The sequence below is a fragment of the Streptomyces sp. NBC_01264 genome (assembly GCF_026340675.1).
GTDB lineage: Bacteria > Actinomycetota > Actinomycetes > Streptomycetales > Streptomycetaceae > Streptomyces.
Map to the genome: position 1 here is coordinate 6,389,410 of NZ_JAPEOX010000001.1, position 21,900 is coordinate 6,411,309.

Genomic DNA, 21,900 nt, shown 5'->3' on the forward strand with positions numbered 1-21,900 from the left:
CCTTCACCCGAACGTGGTAATCCGGGGGCGTCCGCATGGCGCAATGCAAAAATGTGGCCCAGCTCGCTCCCGGCCCCACTTATTCTCCCCATTCGGTACTGGTTTGATTCGTACCTGACTTGCACGGCTCACGGGGGAGGAGAGCGCCATGCGGGTACTTCCGCCGTTGGCGCGCGCCTACGTACTGTGCGCCGTCCTCGCGGCCTGCTCGTGCATCGCCCCGGCCGTCGCCGGCTCCGCCACACCGTGGCCCTCCGTCGGCCTGCTCTCCGTGCTCTACCTCGGCTGCGAACTCGTCAAGGTCTGCCCGCTCATGGGCCGCCGGGTGCCCGAGGGACTCGGCTCCTTCTTCCCGGTGGTGCTGGCCGCCGTGTTCCTCCTGCCGCCGGCCGCCGCGGCCCTCGTCGCGCTCCCCGGCGGACTCGCCGGGACCGTGACGGCGCGGCCCGCCTGGGTGCGGCGCGTCTGGCACGGGGCGCAGCAGTCCATAGCCGCCTGGACCGCCGGGCAGGTCTACGGCCTGCTGGGCGGACCCGGGGCGCTGGGCACGGGCTCCTTCGGGGGGGCCGGACCGTCGGGCCCGGAGGAGGGGATCGCGGGAACGGCCGGACCGGCCGGACCGGCCGCCTGGGTCGCCGACTTCCCCTACGTGATGCTCCCCGCCGCCGCCGCGGCCGTCGCCTTCTGCCTGGTGCTGGCCGCCCTGGACGGCTGCATCCTGGCCGCCGCCGAACGCCGACCCGCCACCACCGCCTGGCGGGGCCTGCTGACCCGGTCCCTCGCCCCGCACTGCGTACACGGACTCGCCGGGCTGATGATGGCCGTGATGTGGCGCAGCCCGTACGGACTTCCGGCCGCACTGCTCGTCATGCTGCCGATGTACATCTCCTGCTGGGTCTTCGCCCAGTACCACCGCGAGCGCGCCGCCCACCAGGCCACCATCCGGGCGCTGGTCCAGGCCGTCGACATCAAGGACCGCTACACGCGCGGCCACAGCGAGCGGGTCGGACAGGCCTCGGCGATGATCGCCCGCGAACTCGGCATGGGCGAGGAACGCCTCGAAGTCGTCCGCATCGCCGGGATCCTGCACGACGTGGGCAAGCTCGGCGTCCCGACCCGGCTGCTGCGCAAAGACGGACCGCTGACCCCCGAAGAGCGCAGGATCATCGAACTCCACCCCGAGTACGGACACGAGATGGTGCGCGGCATCGGCTTCCTCGGAGAGGCCCGCGCGGCCATCCTGCACCACCACGAGCGCGTGGACGGCTCCGGCTACCCGTACGGGCTGACCGGGGAACAGATCCCGGTGCTCGCCCGGGTCGTGGCGGTCGCCGACGCCTTCGACGCCATGACCTCGACCCGCTCGTACAGCAGGGCCCGGCCGGTGCCGGTCGCCCTCGCCGAGCTGGAGCGGTGCGCGGGGGCCCAGTTCGACCCGGACATGGTGCGGGCGCTGGTCGAGGCGATCGGCCGCCAGGGCTGGCATCCGAAGGTGACCTCGGACGAGGACCTCCAGGTGATCCCGGCCGGCGCCGGTGCGTCCGCCGGCGAGTCCGCCGCCGGTGCGCAGGGGGCCGTACGGGAGCCCGTGCCCGCGGGCGCGGCGCTGACCGGACTGCCCGCGCAGGCAGCCCCGGGCACTGGCACGGGCACGGCCGCCGGGACGGCCAAGGCCGCGCCCCAGCCCCGCGGGGCCGGGAGCACGCTCCCCGGCGCCGGAACCGCGGATCCCTGCCACTGCGTGCCCGGGCCCGCCGCCGAGCCCGGAGCGGCCGGTCAGGGGGCCACGGGAACCCCGGGCTCCCCGTCGGCGCCCGCGGCGGGAGCCAACGCGTGAGGGGCTGGGCCGTCGGCGTCGTGCGCGGGGCCGCCGGGGTGCTGACCGTGGCCGCGCTCGGGCACACCGTGTGGAACGGCCTGACCGAACCGGGCATCGCCCTCGCCTTCGGCACCCTGATCACCATCGGCGAGCTCGCCCGCCGGGACAGCGGCGACGCCGCCCGGCAGCAGCCCGCGCCGCTCGGATCCGCGGGGGCGCTCGCGTACGCCCTGCTCGGGCAGAACGCCGGAGCCCCCACGCACCACGGGGTCCTGCAGATCGTCGCCGTGGTGGTCACCGCCGCGCTGCTCGGGATCGTCCCGCACATCGCCCGGGGCCACGGTCCCGCCCTCGACCACCTGGCCCGCCGGGTCCTCACCGTCACCTTCGCCGCCGTCTGCTTCCAGCCGCTCTACAACTCCGGGCAGCTGGAGCACACGGTCGGCCAGGGCCCGTACCTCGTGCTCTTCCTGGTCCTCGTCCTCGGGCTCACGGCCCTGTGCGACGCGGTCCTCGGCGCCGCCCTCGCCGGGGCCCGGACCGGCTGGCCGTTCGCCCCGCTGCTCCGCGACGAACTCCGCGCCCAGCTGGGCATCGGCGCCGCGATCTGCGCCACGGGCGTGGTCATGGCCCTCGGGGTCGCCGTCGCCGGGCTGTGGGCGGTGCCCGTCTTCAGCGTGCCGCTGCTCCTGACCCAGATGTCCTTCCACCGGATCACCGCCATCCGCACCACCTACCGCCAGACCATCACCTCCCTCGCCCGCGCCACCGAGATCGCCGGCTACACCCGGCCCGGCCACTCCCGCCGGGTCGCCGCGCTCAGCGTCGCCGTGGGGCGGGAGCTGGGCCTCTCCGAGCGGGAGATCACGGTGCTGGAGTACGCCGCCCTCATGCACGACATCGGCCAGCTCTCCCTCGTCGACCCGGTCCCGGCCGGGGCCACCGCCGAGCTGCCCGAGGCCGAGGCCCGCCGGATCGCCGGGCTCGGCGGGGAGGTGGCCCGCCAGACGGGGGTCCCGGCCGAGGTCGCGGTGGTGGTGGAGCTCCAGGCGGATCCGTACCGTGACCAGCCCGTCGCGGCCCGGATCGTGCGCGCGGTCAACGCGTACGACGATCTCGTCGGCGGTGCCCGTCACCCGGGCGGCTCACTGGAGGCCCTGGAGCGGCTGCGCCTGGGGACGGGGCACGACTTTCAGCCGGAGGTCGTGGAATGTCTCGCCAGGGTGCTCGCCCGGGGCGGACGTGCCAGAGTCGTACCCGCCCCACCTGGGTAACCCATGGGTAATGAGCGGCCGTCCGAGTGGGCATGGTTGGATGCCAGTGAGAGTGTTCCCAGCAGGAGTGTTCGCAGCAGGAGTGTCCCCAGCAAGAGTGTCCGGCAGGCGGGAATCGTGAGGATCTTCGGGAAGGTACGGCACCGGCCCTCCGCCTCGTGGCGGCAGGCCACCGACCGCGCGTTCACCTTGATCGGCGACGGTCGGTACGAGGACGCGGGCGCGCTCCTGACCAGAGCGGCGGACCTGGAACCCTGGCTGTCCGAGTCCTGGTTCAACCTGGCGCTGCTCCACAAGTTCCGCCACGACTGGGAGCAGGCGAGGGCCGCCGGGCTGCGCGCCGTGGCCCTGCTCGACCGGGAGACCGGCGCCCCGGACTGGTGGAACGTGGGCATCGCGGCGACGGCGCTGCAGGACTGGCCGCTGGCCCGCCGCGCCTGGCAGGCGTACGGGCTGAAGGTGCCCGGAGACCCGCACGGCGCGGGCGGCGGCGCCCATGCCAACGGCGAACCGGTCGGCATGGAGCTCGGCAGCGCGGCCGTACGGCTGTCGCCCGAGGGCGAGGCCGAGGTGGTCTGGGGCCGACGGCTGGACCCGGCCCGCATGGAGGTCCTGTCGATCCCGCTGCCCTCCTCGGGGCGGCGCTGGGGCGAGGTCGTCCTGCACGACGGGGTCCCGCACGGCGAGCGCGTCACCGCGGCCGGGCCCTCGTACCCCGTCTTCGACGAGATCGAGCTGTGGGCGCCCTCCCCGGTACCGACCTGGGTGGTGCTCCTGGAGGCGGCCACCGAGGCCGACCGCAACGCCCTGGAGCAGCTGGCCTCCGACGCCGGCTTCGCCGCGGAGGACTGGTCCTCCTCGGTGCGGCTGCTGTGCCGGACCTGCTCGGAGAGCGCGATGCCGAGCGGCGAGGGGGACGGCGAGCACCTGGACCCGCACGACCACAGCGAACCGGGTCATCCCGGCCCGCTGGGCCACCGTACGGCCGGGTCGGGATCCCTGTGGGTGCCCGAGCGGGAGTGCGGGATCGCGGCGCCGGCCGGCCTGGTGCGCGGGCTGCTCGACGGCTGGGTCGCGGACAGTCCGGACACCCGGGAGTGGCGGGATCTCGAAGAGGTCTGCTGAGCCGGGGCCGTAGTCTGTACCGGCACATCGGTGACTGGTGGACTTACGGAAGGCGTACGGCGGACATGGCGCAGCAGGAGAACGACGTGGTCGGGGTCGAGGCCGAGGTGAACGACGGGTACGTCGTGGACACCGAGGACTGTGAGGCGCGCGAGCTCGCCCACCGCGAGCGCGGCACCGCCCGCCCGATCACGGTGGTCGGCAACCCGGTCCTGCACCGGGAGTGCAAGGACGTCACCGAGTTCGGCGACGAGCTGGCGCAGCTGATCGACGACATGTTCGCCAGCCAGAAGGCCGCCGAGGGCGTGGGCCTCGCCGCGAACCAGATCGGCGTGGACGCCAAGGTCTTCGTCTACGACTGCCCGGACGACGACGGCAACCGCCACACGGGCGTGGTGGTCAACCCGAAGCTCGTCGAGCTGCCGGCCGCCGCCCGGATCCTGGACGACTCGAACGAGGGCTGCCTGTCGGTCCCGACCGCCTACGCCTCGCTGGCCCGCCCGGACTACGCCGAGGTGACCGGCCAGGACGCGCAGGGCAACCCGATCAAGGTGCGGGGCACCGGCTACTTCGCGCGCTGCCTCCAGCACGAGACCGACCACCTGTACGGCTACCTGTACATCGACCGGCTCTCCAAGCGGGACCGCAAGGACGCGCTGCGGCAGATGGAAGAGGGCACCCCGCGCTACGAGACGGTTCCGAACGCCTAGCCGTCCCGCCCCTTCCGTACGCTCGCGAAAGGCGCCCCGCTCCGGTCAGGAGCGGGGCGCCTTCCGTGTGAGCGGCGGGGCTAGTCCCAGCCGAAGTCGCTGCGGCGCGTCACGAGAGCCCCCTGTGTAGTCAGAACCTCCAAACCCTATCGAGAATGATCAAGGTCGGGGAGCCCTCCACCCCTCGGGCCGCCGGTGGGCCGTCAGGCCGCGTACGGTCCCCGGAACGTGCGGCGGAAGGCGTTCGGGGTGGTGCTCAGCGTCCGCAGGAAGTGGTGGCGCAGGGCGGCCGCCGTACCGAACCCGCAGCGCCCCGCGATCGCGTCGACCGTCTCGTCGGTGGTCTCCAGCAGCTCCTGAGCCAGCAGGACCCGCTGGCGCAGCACCCACTGGTACGGGGTGGTCCCCGTCTCCTGCAGGAAGCGCCGGGCGAAGGTCCGCGCGGACATGTGGGCCCGCTCCGCGAGCTGCTCGACGGTGATCTCCTCCTCCAGGTGGCGGGCCATCCAGCCGATCACCTCGCCCACCGTGTCGCAGGAGGTGCGGGGCAGCGGACGCTGGATGTACTGCGCCTGCCCGCCGTCCCGGTGCGGCGGTACGACCATCCGCCGGGCGATGGTGTTGGCCACCTCGGCGCCCTGCTCCTGGCGGACGAGGTGCAGGCACGCGTCGATCCCGGAGGCGGTGCCGGCCGAGGTGATCACCTGGCCCTCGTCCACGTAGAGCACGTCGGGGTCGACCCTGGCCCGCGGGAAGCGGCGGGCGAGGGCCGGGGCGTGCATCCAGTGCGTGGTGCAGCGCCGGTCGTCCAGCAGCCCGGCCGCGCCGAGCAGGAAGGCCCCGCTGCACACGCTCAGCACCCGGGCGCCCCGGTCCACGGCCCGCCGCAGGGCCTCCAGGATCGGCTCCGGGTACTCGCGGGTGGGGGCGTCGCGGTCGGCGGGCAGGCAGATCAGGTCCGCTTCCTCCAGCCGCTCGGGCCCGTGGGGGAGCGTGAGGCCGTAGTGGCCGTCGCCGACGGTGACCGGGTTCCCCTCCATCGCGCAGACGGCGAAATCGTAGGTCGGCAGGCCCATGGCGCTGCGGTCGATGCCGAAGACCTCGCAGAAGATGCCCATCTCGAAGGGGGCGACCCCGTTCACCACGGCCACGGCCACGTTGCTGAGGGAGGAAGGCTTCACCATGTCCCCAGTGTGGCAGTAATTCGCCCTTCCATGACAGTCCTGCCACTGTCCGGTTTCGGCCGCCCTGGCGAGAGTGGAGTCATGAACACCTTCCTCGACTACCTCGTCGTCCTGGCCGTCGCCGCCTTCCTGCTCGCCCCCGCCCTCTACGGAGCCCTGCGCGAACGCCGCCTCGACCGCCAGATCCGCGCGGCCCACGCGTCGGGGGCCGTCGCGGCGCCGGGAACGGCGAAGCGCCCCCGCCCGACGTCTTGGTCACCCAAGTCGATCTCCCCGTGGGCGGGGACGCTGTCACGCGGTGCACCGAGCGGTGCACCGAGCGGTGCACCGAGCGGTGCACCGAGCGGTGGTGCCGGCCGGACCTAGAAGTCCTCGTCCAGGTCGACCGTGCCCTCGACCGCGACCTGGTAGGCCGACGGGCGGCGCTCGAAGAAGTTCGTCAGTTCCTGGACGCCCTGGAGCTCCATGAAGGAGAACGGGTTCTGCGAGCCGTAGACCGGTGCGAAGCCGAGGCGGACCAGGCGCTGGTCCGCGACGCACTCCAGGTACTCGCGCATCGACTCGGTGTTCATTCCCGGCAGGCCGTCACCGCACAGGTCGCGGCCGAACTGCAGTTCCGCCTCGACGGCCTCCTTCAGCATGTCGACGACCTGCTGCTGGAGGGCGTCGTCGAAGAGCTCCGGCTCCTCCTTGCGGACGGTGTCCACGACCTCGAACGCGAAGTTCATGTGCATGGTTTCGTCCCGGAAGACCCAGTTCGTCCCCGTCGCCAGGCCGTGCAGGAGGCCGCGCGAGCGGAACCAGTACACGTACGCGAAGGCGCCGTAGAAGAACAGGCCCTCGATGCACGCCGCGAAGCAGATCAGGTTCAGCAGGAAGCGGCGCCGGTCGGCGGCCGTCTCCAGGCGGTCGATCTTCTCGACCGAGTCCATCCAGCGGAAGCAGAACTGCGCCTTCTCGCGGATCGACGGGATCTCCTCGACCGCGTCGAAGGCGGCCGCGCGGTCGTCCGGGTCGGGCAGATAGGTGTCGAGCAGCGTCAGATAGAACTGGACGTGCACGGCCTCCTCGAAGAGCTGGCGCGACAGGTACAGGCGCGCCTCCGGGGAGTTGATGTGCTTGTAGAGGGTCAGGACCAGGTTGTTCGAGACGATCGAGTCGCCCGTCGCGAAGAACGCGACCAGCCGGCCGATCATGTGCTGCTCGGACGGGGTCAGCTTCGCGAGGTCCGCGACGTCCGAGTGGAGGTCGACCTCCTCGACGGTCCAGGTGTTCTTGATCGCGTCCCGGTAGCGCTCGTAGAAGTCCGGGTAGCGCATGGGGCGCAGGGTCAGTTCGAAGCCCGGGTCGAGCAGGTTCTTGTTGGTGGAGCTCATTACTGGCAGGCCTCGCAGGACTCGGGGTTCTCAAGGGAGCAGGCCAGCGCGTCGGCGTCGACGGCCTGCGGGAGCGGGGTGGCGGCGGCCGGGACGGCGCTGCCGGACGCGGCGCGGGCGATCTTCGTCGCCGGGCGCGAGCGCAGGTAGTACGTGGTCTTCAGACCCTGCTTCCAGGCGTACGCGTACATCGAGCTGAGCTTGCCGATGGTGGGCGTCTCCAGGAACAGGTTCAGCGACTGCGACTGGTCGAGGAAGGGGGTGCGGGCGGCCGCCATGTCGATCAGTCCGCGCTGCGGGATCTCCCACGCCGTGCGGTACAGGTCGCGGACCTCCGCCGGGATCCAGCCGAAGCCCTGGACCGAGCCGGAGGATTCGCGCAGCGCCTCGCGGGTCTGGGCGTCCCAGACGCCGAGCCGCTTGAGCTCCTGCACCAGGTAGCCGTTGACCTGGAGGAACTCCCCGCTCAGGGTCTCGCGCTTGAAGAGGTTGGAGACCTGCGGCTCGATGCACTCGTACACGCCCGCGATGGAGGCGATGGTCGCCGTCGGGGCGATGGCGAGGAGGAGCGAGTTGCGCATCCCGGACTTCGCGACGCGGGCGCGCAGCGCGTCCCAGCGCTCCGGCCAGTTCAGCTCCACGTCGTAGTGGTCGGGGTGCAGGACGCCGCGAGCGGTGCGGGTCTGCTCCCACGCGGGGAGCGGGCCGCTGCGCTCGGCCAGGTCGCACGAGGCCTCGTACGCCGCGAGCATGATGCGCTCGGAGAGCTTGGTGGACAGGGCCTTCGCCTCGGGGGAGTCGAAGGGCAGCTTCAGCTGGAAGAAGACGTCCTGCAGGCCCATCGCGCCCAGGCCCACCGGACGCCAGCGGGCGTTGGAGCGGCCGGCCTGCTCGGTCGGGTAGAAGTTGATGTCCACGACGCGGTCCAGGAAGGTGACCGCGGTGCGGACGGTCTCGTCCAGCCGCTCCCAGTCGATCTCGCTGGATTCGGCCAGGACGAAGGCGCCGAGGTTGACCGAGCCGAGGTTGCAGACGGCCGTCTCGCCGTCGTTGGTGACCTCGATGATCTCGGTGCAGAGGTTCGAGGAGTGGACGACGGTGCCCGGCTCGGCGGTCTGGTTCGCCGTGCGGTTGGAGGCGTCCTTGAAGGTCATCCAGCCCTGGCCGGTCTGCGCGAGGGTGCGCATCATCCGGCCGTACAGGTCGCGGGCGGGCATGGTCTTGCGGGCCAGGCCCGACTCCTCGGCCTTGCGGTACGCGGCGTCGAACGCGTCGCCCCACAGGTCGACCAGCTCGGGGACGTCGGCCGGGGAGAACAGCGACCAGTCGGCGTCGGCGTTCACGCGGCGCATGAACTCGTCCGGCACCCAGTGGGCCAGGTTCAGGTTGTGCGTGCGGCGCTGGTCCTCGCCGGTGTTGTCGCGGAGCTCCAGGAACTCCTCGATGTCCGCGTGCCAGGTCTCCAGGTAGACCGCGGCGGCGCCCTTGCGGCGGCCGCCCTGGTTCACGGCGGCGACGGAGGCGTCCAGCGTCTTCAGGAACGGCACGATGCCGTTGGAGTGGCCGTTCGTGCCGCGGATCAGCGAACCGCGGGCGCGGATGCGGGAGTACGAGAGGCCGATGCCGCCGGCGTGCTTCGACAGGCGCGCGACCTGGTGGTAGCGGTCGTAGATCGAGTCCAGCTCGTCCAGCGGGGAGTCCAGCAGGTAGCAGGAGGACATCTGCGGGTGCCGGGTGCCGGAGTTGAAGAGGGTGGGGGAGGAGGGGAGGTAGTCGAGGCGGCTCATCAGCCGGTAGAGCGAGGCCACTTCCTCGACGGCCTGCACGCTCTCGTTCTCGGCGAGGCCGCAGGCCACGCGCAGCATGAAGTACTGCGGGGTCTCGATGACCTGGCGGGTGATCGGGTGGCGCAGCAGGTAGCGGCTGTGCAGGGTGCGCAGGCCGAAGAAGCCGAAGCGGTCGTCGGCGCCCTCGGCGAGCGCGTGCGCGACCAGCGCGTCGAGCCGGCTCGCGTGCAGGCGTACGAAGTCGGCGGTGCGGTCGGCGATCAGGCCCTCACGGTGGCCGACCTCGACCGACTCGGAGAAGGAGGCGGAGCCCTGGCCGGCGGCCTCGTCGCGGACGGCCAGCGTCAGCAGGCGCGCGGCGAGGCGGGAGTAGGCCGGGTCCTCGGAGATCAGCCCGGCGGCCGCCTCGGTGGCGAGCGTACGGAGCTCCGCCTCGTCGGCGGCGGCGCTGCGGCCGCGCAGCGCTGCGGCGGCGACCCGGCCGGGGTCGGTGTCGGGCAGGTCGGCGGTCAGCTCGGTGAGCGTGCGCAGGAGCGCGGCCCCCGGACCCTCATAGGCGGACGGGTCGGACTCGGCGCGCGGTGCGGAAGGCGCGATGGTCACGGGGGGAGCTCTCCCTCGCTCGGCTCCGGGAACACCTTTGGTGCGGGGCGCGAGGGGGCGCACGTGGGGAGCGCGTGCCTGGCAGGGCTGTGCGCATGCGCCACGTGGCGTCCACCGGCCCAACCGCGAGGCCCGGACGTGTCTGCACCCGGTTCGGTCGAGCCGGGCGCACTGTCGACAGGTCCTCGGACTTGCGGATGCACCGAGCGAGTCGGTGCATTTCATACCGTTGCGGGACAGTTCCGGATTCTCACCGGATTCCCCTGCGACGACAGCGAGCATGAGCATACATGTGGGGGCCGGTCCTTGCGTGAGCCCCCACATGTTGTGTCGCTCCCCGAGGCGGTCCGTGACTTACAGCTCCAGGCGGTACGTGAGCAGGGGCAGGCCCGGAACCGGGTACCAGTCCCGCTCCGGTGTCCGCACGAAGCCCAGCCGGTCGTAGATCCGGTGCGCCCCGAGCATCTTCTCCGTGGTCGACAGCACCAGATGGCCCACGCCCTGCAGCTCCCGGGCGCGGCTCACGCAGGCCCGTACGAGGGCTTCGCCCGCGCCGCGGCCGCGGGCGGCGGGGGAGACGGCCAGCATCCGGAACTCCGCCTCGCCGGGGCCCGCGATATCGCACAGCGGGCTGCCGGGAGGGGCGAAGGTCACACCGCCGAGCAGCGTGCCCTCGTACTCCGCGACGAGCACCTCGCCGTCGGGGGCCCGGCCGGCGACATCGCGCAGCCGGCTCAGGTAGGGGTCGTCCTCGGCGAAGTCCAGCAGTCCGTCGTCGAGGTAGGCCCGTGCGGTGATCTCGCCGAGCTCTTCGTATTCGGCGGGCGCCGCCGTCCTGATGATGATGTCCATGGCACCGAGTGTGCGTCAGGGCGCGAAAAGAGGCCGCCGCGTTCCGTCGGGTGGACGGCGTACGCGGCGGCCTCGGGGACCCACGGGTTCAGCAGCAGCGGAACCCTTCGCGCGGATCGCCCTCGCGGGCGTCCGTACGGGCCCGTTCGAAGGCCCGGCGCGACTGGACCGGCGCGTCCGGATCGTGCGTACGGGCGTGGGCGACGTAGCGGTCGTAGGCCGCCTCGCCCGAGAACTCCCGTACGAAGAACCGGGCGCGGCCCAGCACGTGGCGCAGGCGCGTCACGCGGGTTCCCGTACGGAGTCCTGCACGCGCCCCCCGCCCGAGTCGAGGCCGGCGGCGGCGAGTTCCGCGCGCTCCTCGGCGGTGGGGATCAGCCCGGCCGGGGCGATCAGCTTGGACTCGGTCCACGGGACCTCGGCCATGGTGACCGACTCCGGCGTGCGGATGGCCTTGAGGCAGGTCCGGGCCGCGTCGACGAGCACGATGATGATCAGCAGGGCGAAGAACACCGACAGCACGCCGTCCACCGTGGCGTTGGTGACCACGGTGTGCATCTCGTCCATGTTCTTGGCGGGCTTGAGGACCGTGCCCGCGTCGATCCCGTCCTGGTAGACGTCCCGCTGCGCGAAGAAGCCGATCTTCGGGTTGTCGGAGAAGATCTTCTGGTAGCTGGCGGTGAGCGTGACGGCCAGGTCCCAGGCCAGCGGAACGCCCGTCACCCAGGCCCACTTGAGCCGGCCGGACTTGATCAGCAGGGTGGTGCAGACGGCCAGGGCGACCGCCGCGAGCAGCTGGTTCGCGATGCCGAACAGCGGGAAGAGCTGGTTGATGCCGCCCAGCGGGTCCTTGACGCCGACCCAGAGGAAGTAGCCCCAGCCGCCGACGACGACCGCGCTGGCGAACCAGACGCCCGGCTTCCAGCTGATGTCCTTGAAGGACTTGTGCACGTTGCCGAGGGAGTCCTGGAGCATGAAGCGGCCCACGCGGGTGCCGGCGTCCACGGTCGTCAGGATGAACAGGGCCTCGAACATGATCGCGAAGTGGTACCAGAATGCCTTCATCGATCCGCCGCCGATCACGGCCGAGAAGATCTCCGACATTCCGAGTGCGAAGGTCGGCGCGCCGCCCGTACGGGACAGCAGGCTGGTCTCCTCCACGTCCTTCGCGGCCTGGGTGAGGGCCTCGGGGGAGATGGCGAAGCCGAAGTTCGTGACCGCCTGCGAGGCCGTCTCGACGGTGGCGCCGACGACTCCGCCGGGGGAGTTGATGGCGAAGTACAGGCCGGGATCGATGATGCAGGCCGCGATGATCGCCATGATGGCGACGAAGGACTCGGTCAGCATCGCGCCGTACCCGATGACCCGGACCTGGGTCTCCTTCTGGATCATCTTCGGGGTGGTGCCCGAGGAGACCAGGGAGTGGAAGCCCGACAGGGCGCCGCAGGCGATGGTGATGAAGACGAAGGGGAACATCGAGCCGGCGAAGACAGGGCCGTCGCCGCGCGAGGCGAACTCGGTGACCGTCGGCATCTTCAGCGTCGGCATGGCGATGACCACGCCCACGGCCAGCAGCCCGATGGTGCCCACCTTCATGAAGGTGGAGAGGTAGTCGCGCGGGGCGAGCAGCATCCACACCGGCAGGACGGACGCCACGAAGCCGTAGGCGATCATCCAGATGACCAGCGTCTCCTTCTCCAGGGTGAAGGTGTCCGCCAGCGAGGACTCGGCGACCCAGCCGCCCGCGACGATGGCGAGCAGCAGCAGCGCGACACCGACGACGGAGACCTCGGTGACCTTGCCCGGGCGCAGGACGCGCAGGTAGAAGCCCATGAAGAGGGCGATCGGGATGGTCATGCCGATGGAGAAGACGCCCCAGGGCGAGTGCGCCAGCGCGTTGACGATGACCAGGGCCAGCACGGCCAGCAGGATGATCATGATGGCGAAGACGCCGACCAGCGCGGCGGCGCCGCCGACCGGGCCGATCTCGTCCCGGGCCATCTGGCCGAGCGAACGGCCGTTGCGCCGGGTGGAGAAGAAGAGCGTGACCATGTCCTGGACGGCGCCCGCGAAGATCACGCCCACGACGATCCAGATGGTGCCGGGCAGGTAGCCCATCTGCGAGGCGAGTACGGGACCCACGAGCGGTCCGGCGCCGGCGATGGCGGCGAAGTGATGGCCGAAAAGCACGCGTCGGTCGGTCGGGTGGAAGTCGACACCGTTGTCGAGGCGTTCGGCGGGGGTGGCGCGGGTCTTGTCCACCTTCAGTACGCGGTGGGCGACGAAGCGCGCGTAGAAGCGGTAGCCGATCGCGTACGAGCCCAGGGCGGCGGCGAGCAGCCAGGCGGCGGAGATCTCCTCGCCGCGCGAGAGCGCCAGCACGCCCCAGCCGATGGCCCCCACGAGCCCCACCAGCACCCACACGGCCACGGCCTTGGGGGACATGCCCCCTGATGGAGAAGGCGAGCCCGGCGTGGTGCCCGGACTCGCCGCGTTCCGTACCGCCCCTGTGGTGTCCGGCTGTGTGGCTTCCGGTCCTGGTTCCGTCATGATCCGTCGTCCCCTCGTCGATCATCTGCGTAATGGCGCAGGGAATCTACGGGGGACCGCCCGCTGGACGTAACCCCCCGTCCGTATAGCGGAACGAGAGTCAACTACGAATCAGACGGCGGGACGCTGGAGTCGGGCGACGAACTTGTAACGATCGCCGCGGTATACGGAACGCACCCACTCGACGGGCTCCCCGTCGGTGTCCAGCGAATGGCGTGAAAGCAGCAGCATCGGCAGTCCGACGTCGGTGCCGAGCAGCCCGGCCTCCCGGGGAGTGGCCAGCGAGGTCTCGATGGTCTCCTCCGCTTCGGCGAGGCGCACGTCGTACACCTCGGCGAGGGCGGTGTAGAGGGAGGTGTACTTGACCAGCGAACGGCGCAGCGCGGGGAAGCGCTTGGCCGACAGGTGCGTGGTCTCGATGGCCATCGGTTCCCCGCTGGCCAGGCGGAGCCGCTCGATGCGCAGGACCCGCCCGCCAGTGGCGATCTTGAGGAGCCCGGCGAGGGTGTCGTCGGCCGTCACGTAGCCGATGTCCAGCAGCTGGGAGGTCGGCTCCAGTCCCTGGGCCCTCATGTCCTCGGTGTACGAGGAGAGTTGGAGCGGCTGGGAGACCTTCGGCTTGGCGACGAAGGTTCCCTTGCCCTGGATCCGTTCCAGCCGGCCCTCGACGACGAGCTCCTGGAGAGCCTGTCGCACCGTGGTGCGCGAGGTGTCGAACTCGGCCGCGAGCGTGCGCTCGGGGGGCACGGGTGTACCGGGTGGAAGGGTTTCGGTCATATCGAGCAAGTGGCGCTTGAGTCGGTAGTACTTGGGCACGCGTGCCGTGCGGGTGGCCGCCCCGCTGTCCGGCTCCGTGATCGCCCCTTCGGTGGCCATCGCCGCCCGCCTTCCCGACTCCAGTTTCGTTGCCGTCACCGGCTCCTCCGATATGTGCGGTCACATCGTGACACGGGAGGGAGGGCAGGCCTCCTCCCTCCCCCAGGTGTCGGTCCGATAACGGACCGAGCACCCGCTCATTAGACCCTTGACACCCCTAAAGGTCTAGGCCAAGCTCCAGCTACTGGTCTACACCAATATGGATCGGATCCCGGCCCCACGGGCAGTACTTGGTGCTTTTTGAGTCACCGCGGCGGGCAAGGGAAGTTGCAGGCAGCATCCCTGAGGAGGGTGGCGTGAAGCGCAAGCTCATCGTGGCGGTCAGTGTCGTTGGCATGATGGCCGGACTCGCGGCGTGCGGTAACGGCGACGACGGCAAGGCCAAGGCCGATGCGGGCCCCAAAGAGATCACCGTCTGGGTGATGGACGGCTCTGCGCCGAAGGCATGGATCGACGCGGTCAACGCGGAGTTCTCGGCCAAGCACCCCGGTGTCACGGTCAAGGTCGAGACGCAGCAGTGGAAGGGCATCCAGGAGAAGGTCACCACGGCCCTCTCCGAGGACACCCCGCCGGACGTCCTGGAACTCGGCAACACCCAGACCGCCGGTTACGCGGTCACCGGTGGCCTCGCCGAGCTGACCAAGGACAAGGCGAAGCTCGGTGCGGACGCCTGGGCGAAGGGCATGCTGGCCTCGGCCGAGATCGACGGCAAGCTCTACTCCGCTCCGTGGTACGCGGCCAACCGTGTCGTCGTCTACGACAAGAAGGCCTACGCGAAGGCCGGCGTCACCCCGCCGACCACCCGCGACGAGTGGGTCGCCGGTCTGGAGAAGCTGAAGGCGGCCGACCCGAAGTCGCAGCCGATCTACCTGCCCGGCCAGAGCTGGTACGTCCTCGCGGGCTTCGTCTGGGACGAGGGCGGCGACCTCGCCACCAAGGACGGCGACAAGTGGAAGGGTGGCCTCGCCACCCCGCAGGCCGCTTCCGCGATGGAGTTCTACAAGAAGCTCCAGTCCTTCTCCACCGCTCCGAAGGACAAGGACGAGGCCACCCCGCAGCAGTCCACCGACATCGTTCCCAAGGGCGGCGTCGCGTCCTGGATCGGTCTCGGCTGGGAGGCCGGCGGCGCGGAGAAGGCGCTGAAGGACGCGGGCAAGGAAGCCGACTTCGGCTACTTCCCGATCCCGGGCAAGACCGCCGACAAGCCGGGCACCGTCTTCCTCGGTGGCTCGAACCTGGCGATCGCCGAGCGTTCCAAGAACAAGGACCTCGCCAAGGAGTGGCTGGCCCTCGCCGCAGGCAAGGACCAGATGACCAAGTACGCCGCCGAGACCAAGGGCGCGCTGCTCCCGAACCAGGTGGGCGCGAACTTCGCCCCGCCCGCGGGCTCCTTCGCCGAGGCCATGGCCAAGGCCGGCGCCAACGGCAAGATCACCCCGGTGACCCCGGGCTGGGCGAACGTCGAGACCGAGCCCAACCCGATCAAGGACTTCATGACCAAGGTCCTGAACGGCACCGACCCGGCCAAGGCCGGCGCGGAAGCCGACACCGAGATCGCGAAGCGCATCAACAAGTAACACCAGGCGTCACCTGAAGTACCCGAAGTACCGCAGTACCAGTAGTGATCGCACCGGGGGGTGCGGCGGGCGCCCCGAGCGCCCGCCGCGCCCCCGGTCGCGCATTGACAGAAGTAAGCGCCGCCTGCTCCGAGCGGGGAAGCGGGTGCGGGTCGCCACAGTCAACCGCGAGGAAGCCAGACATGACCGTGCACTCCCAGGGAGCGGCGACCTCCGCTCCACAGGACGCACCACAGAAGTCCGTCGGGGTGGCCAAGACACCGCCGCCCGCCGGAGCCAAGGCAGCGTCCAAGTCTCCTCGCGGGGGCAGAAAGTCGCTCCCGGCAGGGTGGTGGCCCTACATCCTGGTCGGACCGGCCGTGCTCAGCATGGCCGTCCTGCTGCTGTATCCGCTGGTCAAGAACATCATCCTGTCGTTCCAGACCGTCGACAAGATCGAGTTCATCCAGCGGAAGGCGCCGTTCGCCGGCCTGGACAACTACACCCAGCTGCTGGGCGACTCGCAGTTCTGGACCGTCGTGGTCCGAAGCTTCGCCTTCACCGCCGCCAACGTCGCGCTGATCATGATCATCGGCAGCCTCATAGGCATCCTGCTGAACAAGCTCGGCAAGTGGATGCGCCTGGTCCTGTCGATGGCGCTGGTGATGGCCTGGGCCATGCCGATCGTCGCCTCCGTGACCGTCTTCCAGTGGCTGTTCGACGAGCAGTTCGGCGTCATGAACTGGCTGATGCGCACGCTCGGCTTCTCCGGCTACGACCAGCACAACTGGTTCGGGACCGGCTTCTCCACCCTCGTGATCGTGACGGTCCTGGTGGTCTGGGGCTCGATCCCCTTCGTCGCCCTCAACATGTACGCCGGTCTGACCACGGTCAGCAGCGAGCTGTACGAGGCCGCCCGGATGGACGGCGCCAACGGATGGCAGACCTTCTGGAAGGTCGTCTTCCCGAACCTGAAGTCGTTCTTCCTCGTCACCACGTTCCTCGAGGTGATCTGGGTCTTCAAGGCCTTCACCCAGGTGTACGCGATGAAGGCAGGCGGTCCCGACCGCGGCTCGGAGATCCTGCCCGTCTTCGCCTACGTCGAGGGTCAGAGCCAGTTCCACTACGGCCTGGCCGCGGCGATCTCCGTCCTGACGATCCTGATGCTCGTGATCGTCATGTCCTTCTACTTCCGTCTGATCCTGAAGCAGGAGGAGGAGCAGTGACCACGACCACCGCCCCGAAGCCCGCGACGTCCGCGAAGCCCGCCCAGGTGAAGAACCGCCGGCCGGTCCGCCCCGGCGCCGTCGCCAAGAACCTCGGCGCCCTGCTCCTGGCCGTCGTCTTCATCTTCCCCGTCTACTGGATGTTCTCCTCGGCGCTCAAGCCGTCCAGCGAGATCCTCTCCAAGGACCCCGTCTTCGTCTTCACCCCGACGCTGGACAACTTCACCAAGGCCACTGGCGTCGACCTGTTCTGGACCTACGTCACGAACAGCCTGATCGTCACCGTCGGCGCCGTCGCGCTGGCCCTGCTCGTCGCCCTCGCCGCGAGCTTCGCCATCGCCCGGATGAAGTTCAAGGGCCGCAAGGGCCTCGTCCTCGCCGTGATGCTGGCCCAGATGGCGCCCTGGGAGGTCATGGTCATCGCGATGTACATGATCGTCCGCGACGCCGAGATGCTGAACAACCTCGGCGTGCTGACCGCGATCTACTTCGTGATGGTCCTCCCCTTCACCATCTGGACCCTGCGCGGCTTCATCGCCGCCGTCCCGGTGACCCTGGAGGAAGCCGCCCAGATCGACGGCTGCACCCGCGGCCAGGCCTTCCGCAAGGTGATCTTCCCGCTGCTGGCCCCCGGCCTGATGTCCACCTCGCTCTTCGGCTTCATCACGGCCTGGAACGAGTTCGCGATGGTCCTGATCCTGCACAAGGACAAGACCGCGCAGACCCTGCCGCTGTGGCTCACCCAGTTCCAGACGGCCTTCGGCAACGACTGGGGCGCCACCATGGCCGCTTCCTCGCTCTTCGCGGTCCCGGTGCTGCTCATCTTCGTCTTCCTCCAGCGCAAGGCCGTCGGCGGCATGACCGCCGGCGCCGTGAAGGGATAACGGCCCATGACTGTCCTTGCGCACCGCACAGACACGCTCACCCGGGACGCCCTCGCGGTCCTCCAGCCCGGCTTCGAGGGCACCACCGCCCCCGCCTGGCTGCTCCGCCAGGTCGCCGAAGGCCTCACCGCCGTCGGCCTCTTCGGCCGCAACATCACCTCGCCCGAGCAGCTCGCCGCGCTGACCGCGCAGCTGCGCGGCGAGCGGGACGACGTCCTCGTCGCCATCGACGAGGAGGGCGGCGACGTCACCCGCCTGGAGGTCCGGGGCGGCTCCTCCTTCCCCGGCAACCTGGCCCTCGGCGCCGTGGACGACGTGGACCTGACCCGCGACGTCGCCCGTGAGCTGGGCCGCCGGCTCGCCGAGTGCGGGGTCAACCTCAACTGGGCCCCGTCCGCGGACGTCAACTCCAACCCGGACAACCCGGTCATCGGTGTACGGTCCTTCGGCGCCGACACCCACCTCACCGCCCGGCACACCGCCGCGTACGTCGAAGGCCTCCAGGCCGTCGGCGTCGCCGCCTGCACCAAGCACTTCCCGGGCCACGGCGACACCAACGTCGACTCGCACCACGCGCTGCCGCGCATCGACGTGGACCTCGAGACGCTGGCCGCGCGGGAACTCGTACCCTTCCGGGCCGCCATCGAGGCCGGCACCAAGGCCGTCATGAGCGCCCACATCCTGGTGCCCGCCCTGGACCCGACCCGCCCGGCCACGCTCAGCCCGCAGATCCTGACCGGTCTGCTGCGCAAGGAGCTCGGCTACGAGGGCCTCATCGTCACCGACGGCATGGAGATGCACGCCATCGCCGGGACGTACGGCATCGAGCGCGGCTCGGTGCTGGCCATCGCGGCCGGCGCCGACGCGATCTGCGTCGGCGGCGGGCTCGCCGACGAGGGCACCGTGCTGCGCCTGCGCGACGCGCTGGTCGCGGCCGTCCGCGAGGGCTCGCTCCCGGAGGAGCGCCTCGCCGAGGCCGCCGCCCGGGTCCGCTCGCTGGCCGAGTGGACCCGCCAGGTCCGCCGCGGCGCGCGGCCGGAGGGGAGCAGCGCGCCCGGCATCGGACTGGCGGCGGCCCGCAGGGCGGTGGTCGTGACGGGATCGCCCAAGGCGGCCGCCCCGGTGAACGCCCCGTACATCGCCACGCTCACCCCGGTGGCGAACATCGCCGTCGGCGACGAGACCCCGTGGGGGGTGGCCGGGGAGGTGTCCGCGCTGATCCCGGGCACCGACTCCGGCGTGTTCCCGCGGGGCTCGACCGCCGCCGACGTCCTGGCCGCCGCGGGGAGCCGTACCGTCGTCGCGGTGGTCCGCGACGCGCACCGCCACCCCTGGATGACCGAGGCCCTGGACGCGCTCGTCGCGGCGCGGCCGGAGACGATCGTGGTCGAGATGGGCCTGCCGCGGGCCGAGCCGCGGGGTGCGCTGCACATCGCGACGCACGGGGCCGCCCGGGTCTGCGGCAGGGCTGCCGCTGAGGTCATCGCCGGGGTGTGACGGCCCCCTGCGGCCCGGCTGCCGGGGCTCCGCCCCGGACCCCACGACTCAAACGCCGACGGGGCTGGACTTTCCAGCCCCGTCGGCGACTTGCGGCCCGGTACGCGATGAAGGGCCGGACTCCCCTGGGGGAGTCCGGCCCTTCATCGCGTACCGCTACGGCTTACAGACCCTGCCAGGCGGGCTTGTTGGCGTAGGTGTGGCGGAAGTAGTCCGCGAGCTTCAGCTTGGACGCGGCGGCCTCGTCCACGACCACCGTGGCGTGGCGGTGCAGCTGGAGCGCCGAGGCCGGTACGAGGGCGGACAGGGGGCCCTCGACGGTCTGCGCGACGGCCTCCGCCTTGCCCTCGCCGGTGGCCAGCAGGACCAGGTGGCGGGCGTCGAGGATGGTGCCGATGCCCTGGGTGATGACGTGGTGGGGCACCTGCTCTATGTCGTTGTCGAAGAAGCGCGCGTTGTCCACGCGGGTCTGCTCCGTCAGCGTCTTGATGCGGGTGCGGGAGGCGAGCGAGGAGCAGGGCTCGTTGAAGCCGATGTGCCCGTCCGTGCCGATGCCGAGGAGCTGGAGGTCCACGCCGCCGGCCGCGGCGAGCGCCCGGTCGTAGGCGTCGCAGGCGCCGACGATGTCCTCGGCCGAGCCGTCCGGGCCCATGAAGGAGGCCTCGGACAGGCCCAGCGGCTCCACGACCTCGCGCAGGACGACGGCGCGGTAGGACTCCGGGTGCCCGGCCGGCAGGCCGACGTACTCGTCGAGCTGGCAGACCCGCGCCTTGGAGGCGTCGACCTGACCGGCCTTGACCTTGGCGGCGAGCGCCTCGTAGATGGGCAGCGGGGTAGAGCCGGTCGCCACACCGAGCAGCGCGTCGGGCTTGCGGCGGACCAGGGCGGCCATGGCCTCCGCGATGAGCTCGCCGCCTGCCTTGGCGTCCGGGACGATGACAACTTCCACGCGGGGCCTGCCGATCTGGAGTGTGACGTTGTGGTATAGACCAATCTAGCAGAGGCGAGGCCCCGTTGCCGGGTCTTCGCGCACACTCCATGGTGGGCCGGATCGGCCGCTCCGGCCTCCCGGGCCGGCCCCGCGCGCTGCCGGGCGTCGCGGGTCCGGCAGGATCCGGAAGAGACGGCCTAGAGCAGCGAGAGCTGGAGTCCGCCGGTGACGGGGACGTGCTGGCCCGTGACCCAGCGGGAGTCCGGGGAGGCCAGGAAGGCGACCACGTCCGCCACCTCCTGCGGGGTGCCGAGCCGGCCGAAGACGGACCGGGAGGCGGCGTGTGCGCGGGCCGCCGGGTCCGCGAGCCAGGCCGCGTTCAGGTCGGTCTCCATGATCCCGGGACCCACCGAGTTCACCGTGATGTTCCGGGGCGCGAGTTCGGCGGCCAGCGAGACCGTCAGCGCGTTCACCGCGCCCTTGGCCATGACCGTGGCGAGGATCGCGGGCAGGGCGATGTCCGGGGTGCCGGTCACGTTCACGATCCGGCCGCCGTCCCGCAGCCGCTCCAGGCCGTGCCGGATCACGAAGAACGGCGCCTTCGCGTTGAGCGCGTGCACCCGGTCGTACGCCTCCTCGTCGGTGGAGCCGATGCCGGCGAAGGTGGCCCCGCCCGCGTTGTTCACCAGTACGTCGATCTTCTCGGTGGCCAGCGGGTGGGCCGCGTACGCCGCCCAGAGGGCCAATGCGCCGCCCGGGACGCCGAGGTCCGCCCCGACCGCGAAGGCGCGGCCCCCGGCCGCCTCGATGGCGCCCACGGTCTCCCCGGCCGCCGCCTCGTTGGATCCGTAGGCCACCGCGACCAGCGCCCCGTCGCGGGCGAGCCGCTCCGCGACGGCCCGCCCGATGCCCCGGCTGCCGCCCGTGACCAGTGCCGTCTTCCCCTTGAGCACGCCCATGGCGCGCCCCCCTTTCAATAATGGTCGCTACAGAAAGGACCGTATCAGATTTCATAGTGAGCGCTATAGAATGAGTGCATGGTGACCGGACAGCGCGGCAGGCCCCGCTCCTTCGACCGCGACGCGGCCCTCGACAAGGCGATGTTCGCCTTCTGGGAGCGCGGCTACGAGGCGACGTCGATCTCCGACCTGACCGCCTCGCTCGGGATCAGCGCCCCGAGCCTCTACGCGGCCTTCGGCGACAAGCGCAAGCTCTTCGACGAGGTCGTGGTGGTCTACGGAGGCCGCTACGGGGACTTCGCGGCCGTCGCCCTCGCCGAGGAGCCCACCGCCATGGCGGCGCTGGGGCGGATCCTGCACGAGGCGGCGGAGGTCTACACCGACCCCGCCCACCCGCCGGGCTGCATGGTGATCAGCGCGGCCGTCAACACCACCTCGGATGAGGTGGCACAGGCCCTGCGGGTGCGGCGCGAGGCCAACCTGGTGGCCTTCGAGAGCCGCATCCGGGCCGATGTCGCCGCGGGGGTCCTGCCGGCCGGTACGGATACGTGGGCGCTGGCGCGCTACGCCGGAGCGGTGCTGCAGGGGATGTCCCAGCAGTCGCGCGACGGCGCGGGCCGGGAGGAGCTGGAGGCGGTGGCGGAGCTCGCGATGCGGGCCTGGCCGCAGTAGGGGGGCGTCACCCCGGGGC

At 71.1% G+C, this 21,900-nt stretch carries 19 protein-coding genes and 1 riboswitch; of the genes, 10 read left to right on the forward strand and 9 right to left on the reverse strand.

The features are described 5' to 3' along the window. Window positions 1-148 precede the first annotated feature (148 nt). From OG435_RS30035 to def, 4 genes are all read left to right on the forward strand, one after another. Window positions 149-1,837, forward strand: a complete 1,689-nt coding sequence (locus OG435_RS30035) for an HD-GYP domain-containing protein (RefSeq protein WP_266881057.1) — start codon at window positions 149-151, stop codon at window positions 1,835-1,837. After that, window positions 1,834-3,093 carry an HD-GYP domain-containing protein gene (locus OG435_RS30040; RefSeq protein WP_266881058.1) on the forward strand — a complete coding sequence of 420 codons (1,260 nt, stop codon included), beginning with the start codon at window positions 1,834-1,836 and terminating at the stop codon, window positions 3,091-3,093. Before OG435_RS30035 ends, OG435_RS30040 begins: the two co-directional genes overlap by 4 nt. Window positions 3,094-3,210: 117 nt before the next feature. Next, complete coding sequence (locus tag OG435_RS30045; RefSeq protein WP_266881059.1) at window positions 3,211-4,218, forward strand: tetratricopeptide repeat protein; 1,008 nt, start codon at window positions 3,211-3,213, stop codon at window positions 4,216-4,218. 65 nt (window positions 4,219-4,283) lie between these two features. Beyond that, window positions 4,284-4,928, forward strand: a complete 645-nt coding sequence (def, locus tag OG435_RS30050) for a peptide deformylase (RefSeq protein ID WP_266881060.1) — start codon at window positions 4,284-4,286, stop codon at window positions 4,926-4,928. 203 nt (window positions 4,929-5,131) lie between these two features. Here the strand turns inward: def and OG435_RS30055 are convergent, their stop codons facing one another. Then, on the reverse strand, window positions 5,132-6,112 hold the full coding sequence (locus tag OG435_RS30055; RefSeq protein ID WP_266881061.1) for a helix-turn-helix domain-containing protein: 981 nt from the start codon (window positions 6,110-6,112) through the stop codon (window positions 5,132-5,134). Between the two features lie 81 nt (window positions 6,113-6,193). Between OG435_RS30055 and OG435_RS30060 the strand changes: the two genes are divergently transcribed. Next, on the forward strand, window positions 6,194-6,478 hold the full coding sequence (locus OG435_RS30060) for a hypothetical protein (protein ID WP_266881062.1): 285 nt from the start codon (window positions 6,194-6,196) through the stop codon (window positions 6,476-6,478). Here OG435_RS30060 and OG435_RS30065 read toward each other — a convergent pair. The 6 genes from OG435_RS30065 to OG435_RS30090 all read right to left on the reverse strand — a co-directional run bounded on the left by OG435_RS30065 (window position 6,475) and on the right by OG435_RS30090 (window position 14,156). Then, a complete protein-coding gene (locus OG435_RS30065; RefSeq protein WP_266881063.1) occupies window positions 6,475-7,488 on the reverse strand; it encodes a ribonucleotide-diphosphate reductase subunit beta in 1,014 nt (337 codons plus the stop codon). The two genes, OG435_RS30060 and OG435_RS30065, sit on opposite strands and share 4 nt — an antisense overlap. Then, window positions 7,488-9,878 (reverse strand): ribonucleoside-diphosphate reductase subunit alpha, encoded by a 2,391-nt coding sequence (locus tag OG435_RS30070; RefSeq protein ID WP_266881064.1) that lies wholly within the window; start codon window positions 9,876-9,878, stop codon window positions 7,488-7,490. Before OG435_RS30070 ends, OG435_RS30065 begins: the two co-directional genes overlap by 1 nt. Window positions 9,879-10,037: 159 nt before the next feature. Next, window positions 10,038-10,166: riboswitch (cobalamin riboswitch) on the reverse strand. 66 nt (window positions 10,167-10,232) lie between these two features. Continuing rightward, a complete protein-coding gene (locus tag OG435_RS30075) occupies window positions 10,233-10,730 on the reverse strand; it encodes a GNAT family N-acetyltransferase (protein ID WP_266881065.1) in 498 nt (165 codons plus the stop codon). An 88-nt stretch (window positions 10,731-10,818) separates the two neighbouring features. Further along, window positions 10,819-11,016: a YbdD/YjiX family protein gene (locus OG435_RS30080; protein ID WP_266881066.1), complete on the reverse strand. Its 198-nt coding sequence runs from the start codon at window positions 11,014-11,016 to the stop codon at window positions 10,819-10,821. Beyond that, entirely contained in the window at window positions 11,013-13,175 is a 2,163-nt protein-coding gene (locus OG435_RS30085) for a carbon starvation CstA family protein (protein ID WP_266881067.1), read from the reverse strand. Before OG435_RS30085 ends, OG435_RS30080 begins: the two co-directional genes overlap by 4 nt. A 216-nt stretch (window positions 13,176-13,391) precedes the next feature. Beyond that, window positions 13,392-14,156: a GntR family transcriptional regulator gene (locus tag OG435_RS30090; protein ID WP_243336098.1), complete on the reverse strand. Its 765-nt coding sequence runs from the start codon at window positions 14,154-14,156 to the stop codon at window positions 13,392-13,394. Window positions 14,157-14,452: 296 nt separating this feature from the next. Between OG435_RS30090 and OG435_RS30095 the strand changes: the two genes are divergently transcribed. From OG435_RS30095 to OG435_RS30110, 4 genes are all read left to right on the forward strand, one after another. Beyond that, complete coding sequence (locus OG435_RS30095) at window positions 14,453-15,733, forward strand: extracellular solute-binding protein (protein ID WP_266881068.1); 1,281 nt, start codon at window positions 14,453-14,455, stop codon at window positions 15,731-15,733. Between the two features lie 182 nt (window positions 15,734-15,915). Then, window positions 15,916-16,938 (forward strand): carbohydrate ABC transporter permease, encoded by a 1,023-nt coding sequence (locus OG435_RS30100; RefSeq protein WP_266881069.1) that lies wholly within the window; start codon window positions 15,916-15,918, stop codon window positions 16,936-16,938. A gap of 101 nt (window positions 16,939-17,039) precedes the next feature. Continuing rightward, window positions 17,040-17,822 carry a carbohydrate ABC transporter permease gene (locus OG435_RS30105; protein WP_403712615.1) on the forward strand — a complete coding sequence of 261 codons (783 nt, stop codon included), beginning with the start codon at window positions 17,040-17,042 and terminating at the stop codon, window positions 17,820-17,822. 6 nt (window positions 17,823-17,828) lie between these two features. Further along, window positions 17,829-19,319 carry a glycoside hydrolase family 3 protein gene (locus tag OG435_RS30110; protein WP_266881070.1) on the forward strand — a complete coding sequence of 497 codons (1,491 nt, stop codon included), beginning with the start codon at window positions 17,829-17,831 and terminating at the stop codon, window positions 19,317-19,319. Between the two features lie 163 nt (window positions 19,320-19,482). Here OG435_RS30110 and nagB read toward each other — a convergent pair whose 3' ends face one another. Together nagB and OG435_RS30120 are read right to left on the reverse strand one after the other, a co-directional pair. Beyond that, window positions 19,483-20,268, reverse strand: coding sequence for a glucosamine-6-phosphate deaminase (gene nagB / locus OG435_RS30115; RefSeq protein WP_254384086.1), 786 nt, complete (start codon window positions 20,266-20,268; stop codon window positions 19,483-19,485). A gap of 179 nt (window positions 20,269-20,447) precedes the next feature. After that, a complete protein-coding gene (locus OG435_RS30120) occupies window positions 20,448-21,209 on the reverse strand; it encodes an SDR family oxidoreductase (protein WP_266881071.1) in 762 nt (253 codons plus the stop codon). A gap of 78 nt (window positions 21,210-21,287) precedes the next feature. Here OG435_RS30120 and OG435_RS30125 point away from each other — a divergent pair, with 78 nt between their 5' ends. Continuing rightward, window positions 21,288-21,881, forward strand: a complete 594-nt coding sequence (locus OG435_RS30125) for a TetR/AcrR family transcriptional regulator (RefSeq protein ID WP_266881072.1) — start codon at window positions 21,288-21,290, stop codon at window positions 21,879-21,881. Window positions 21,882-21,900: the final 19 nt, after the last annotated feature.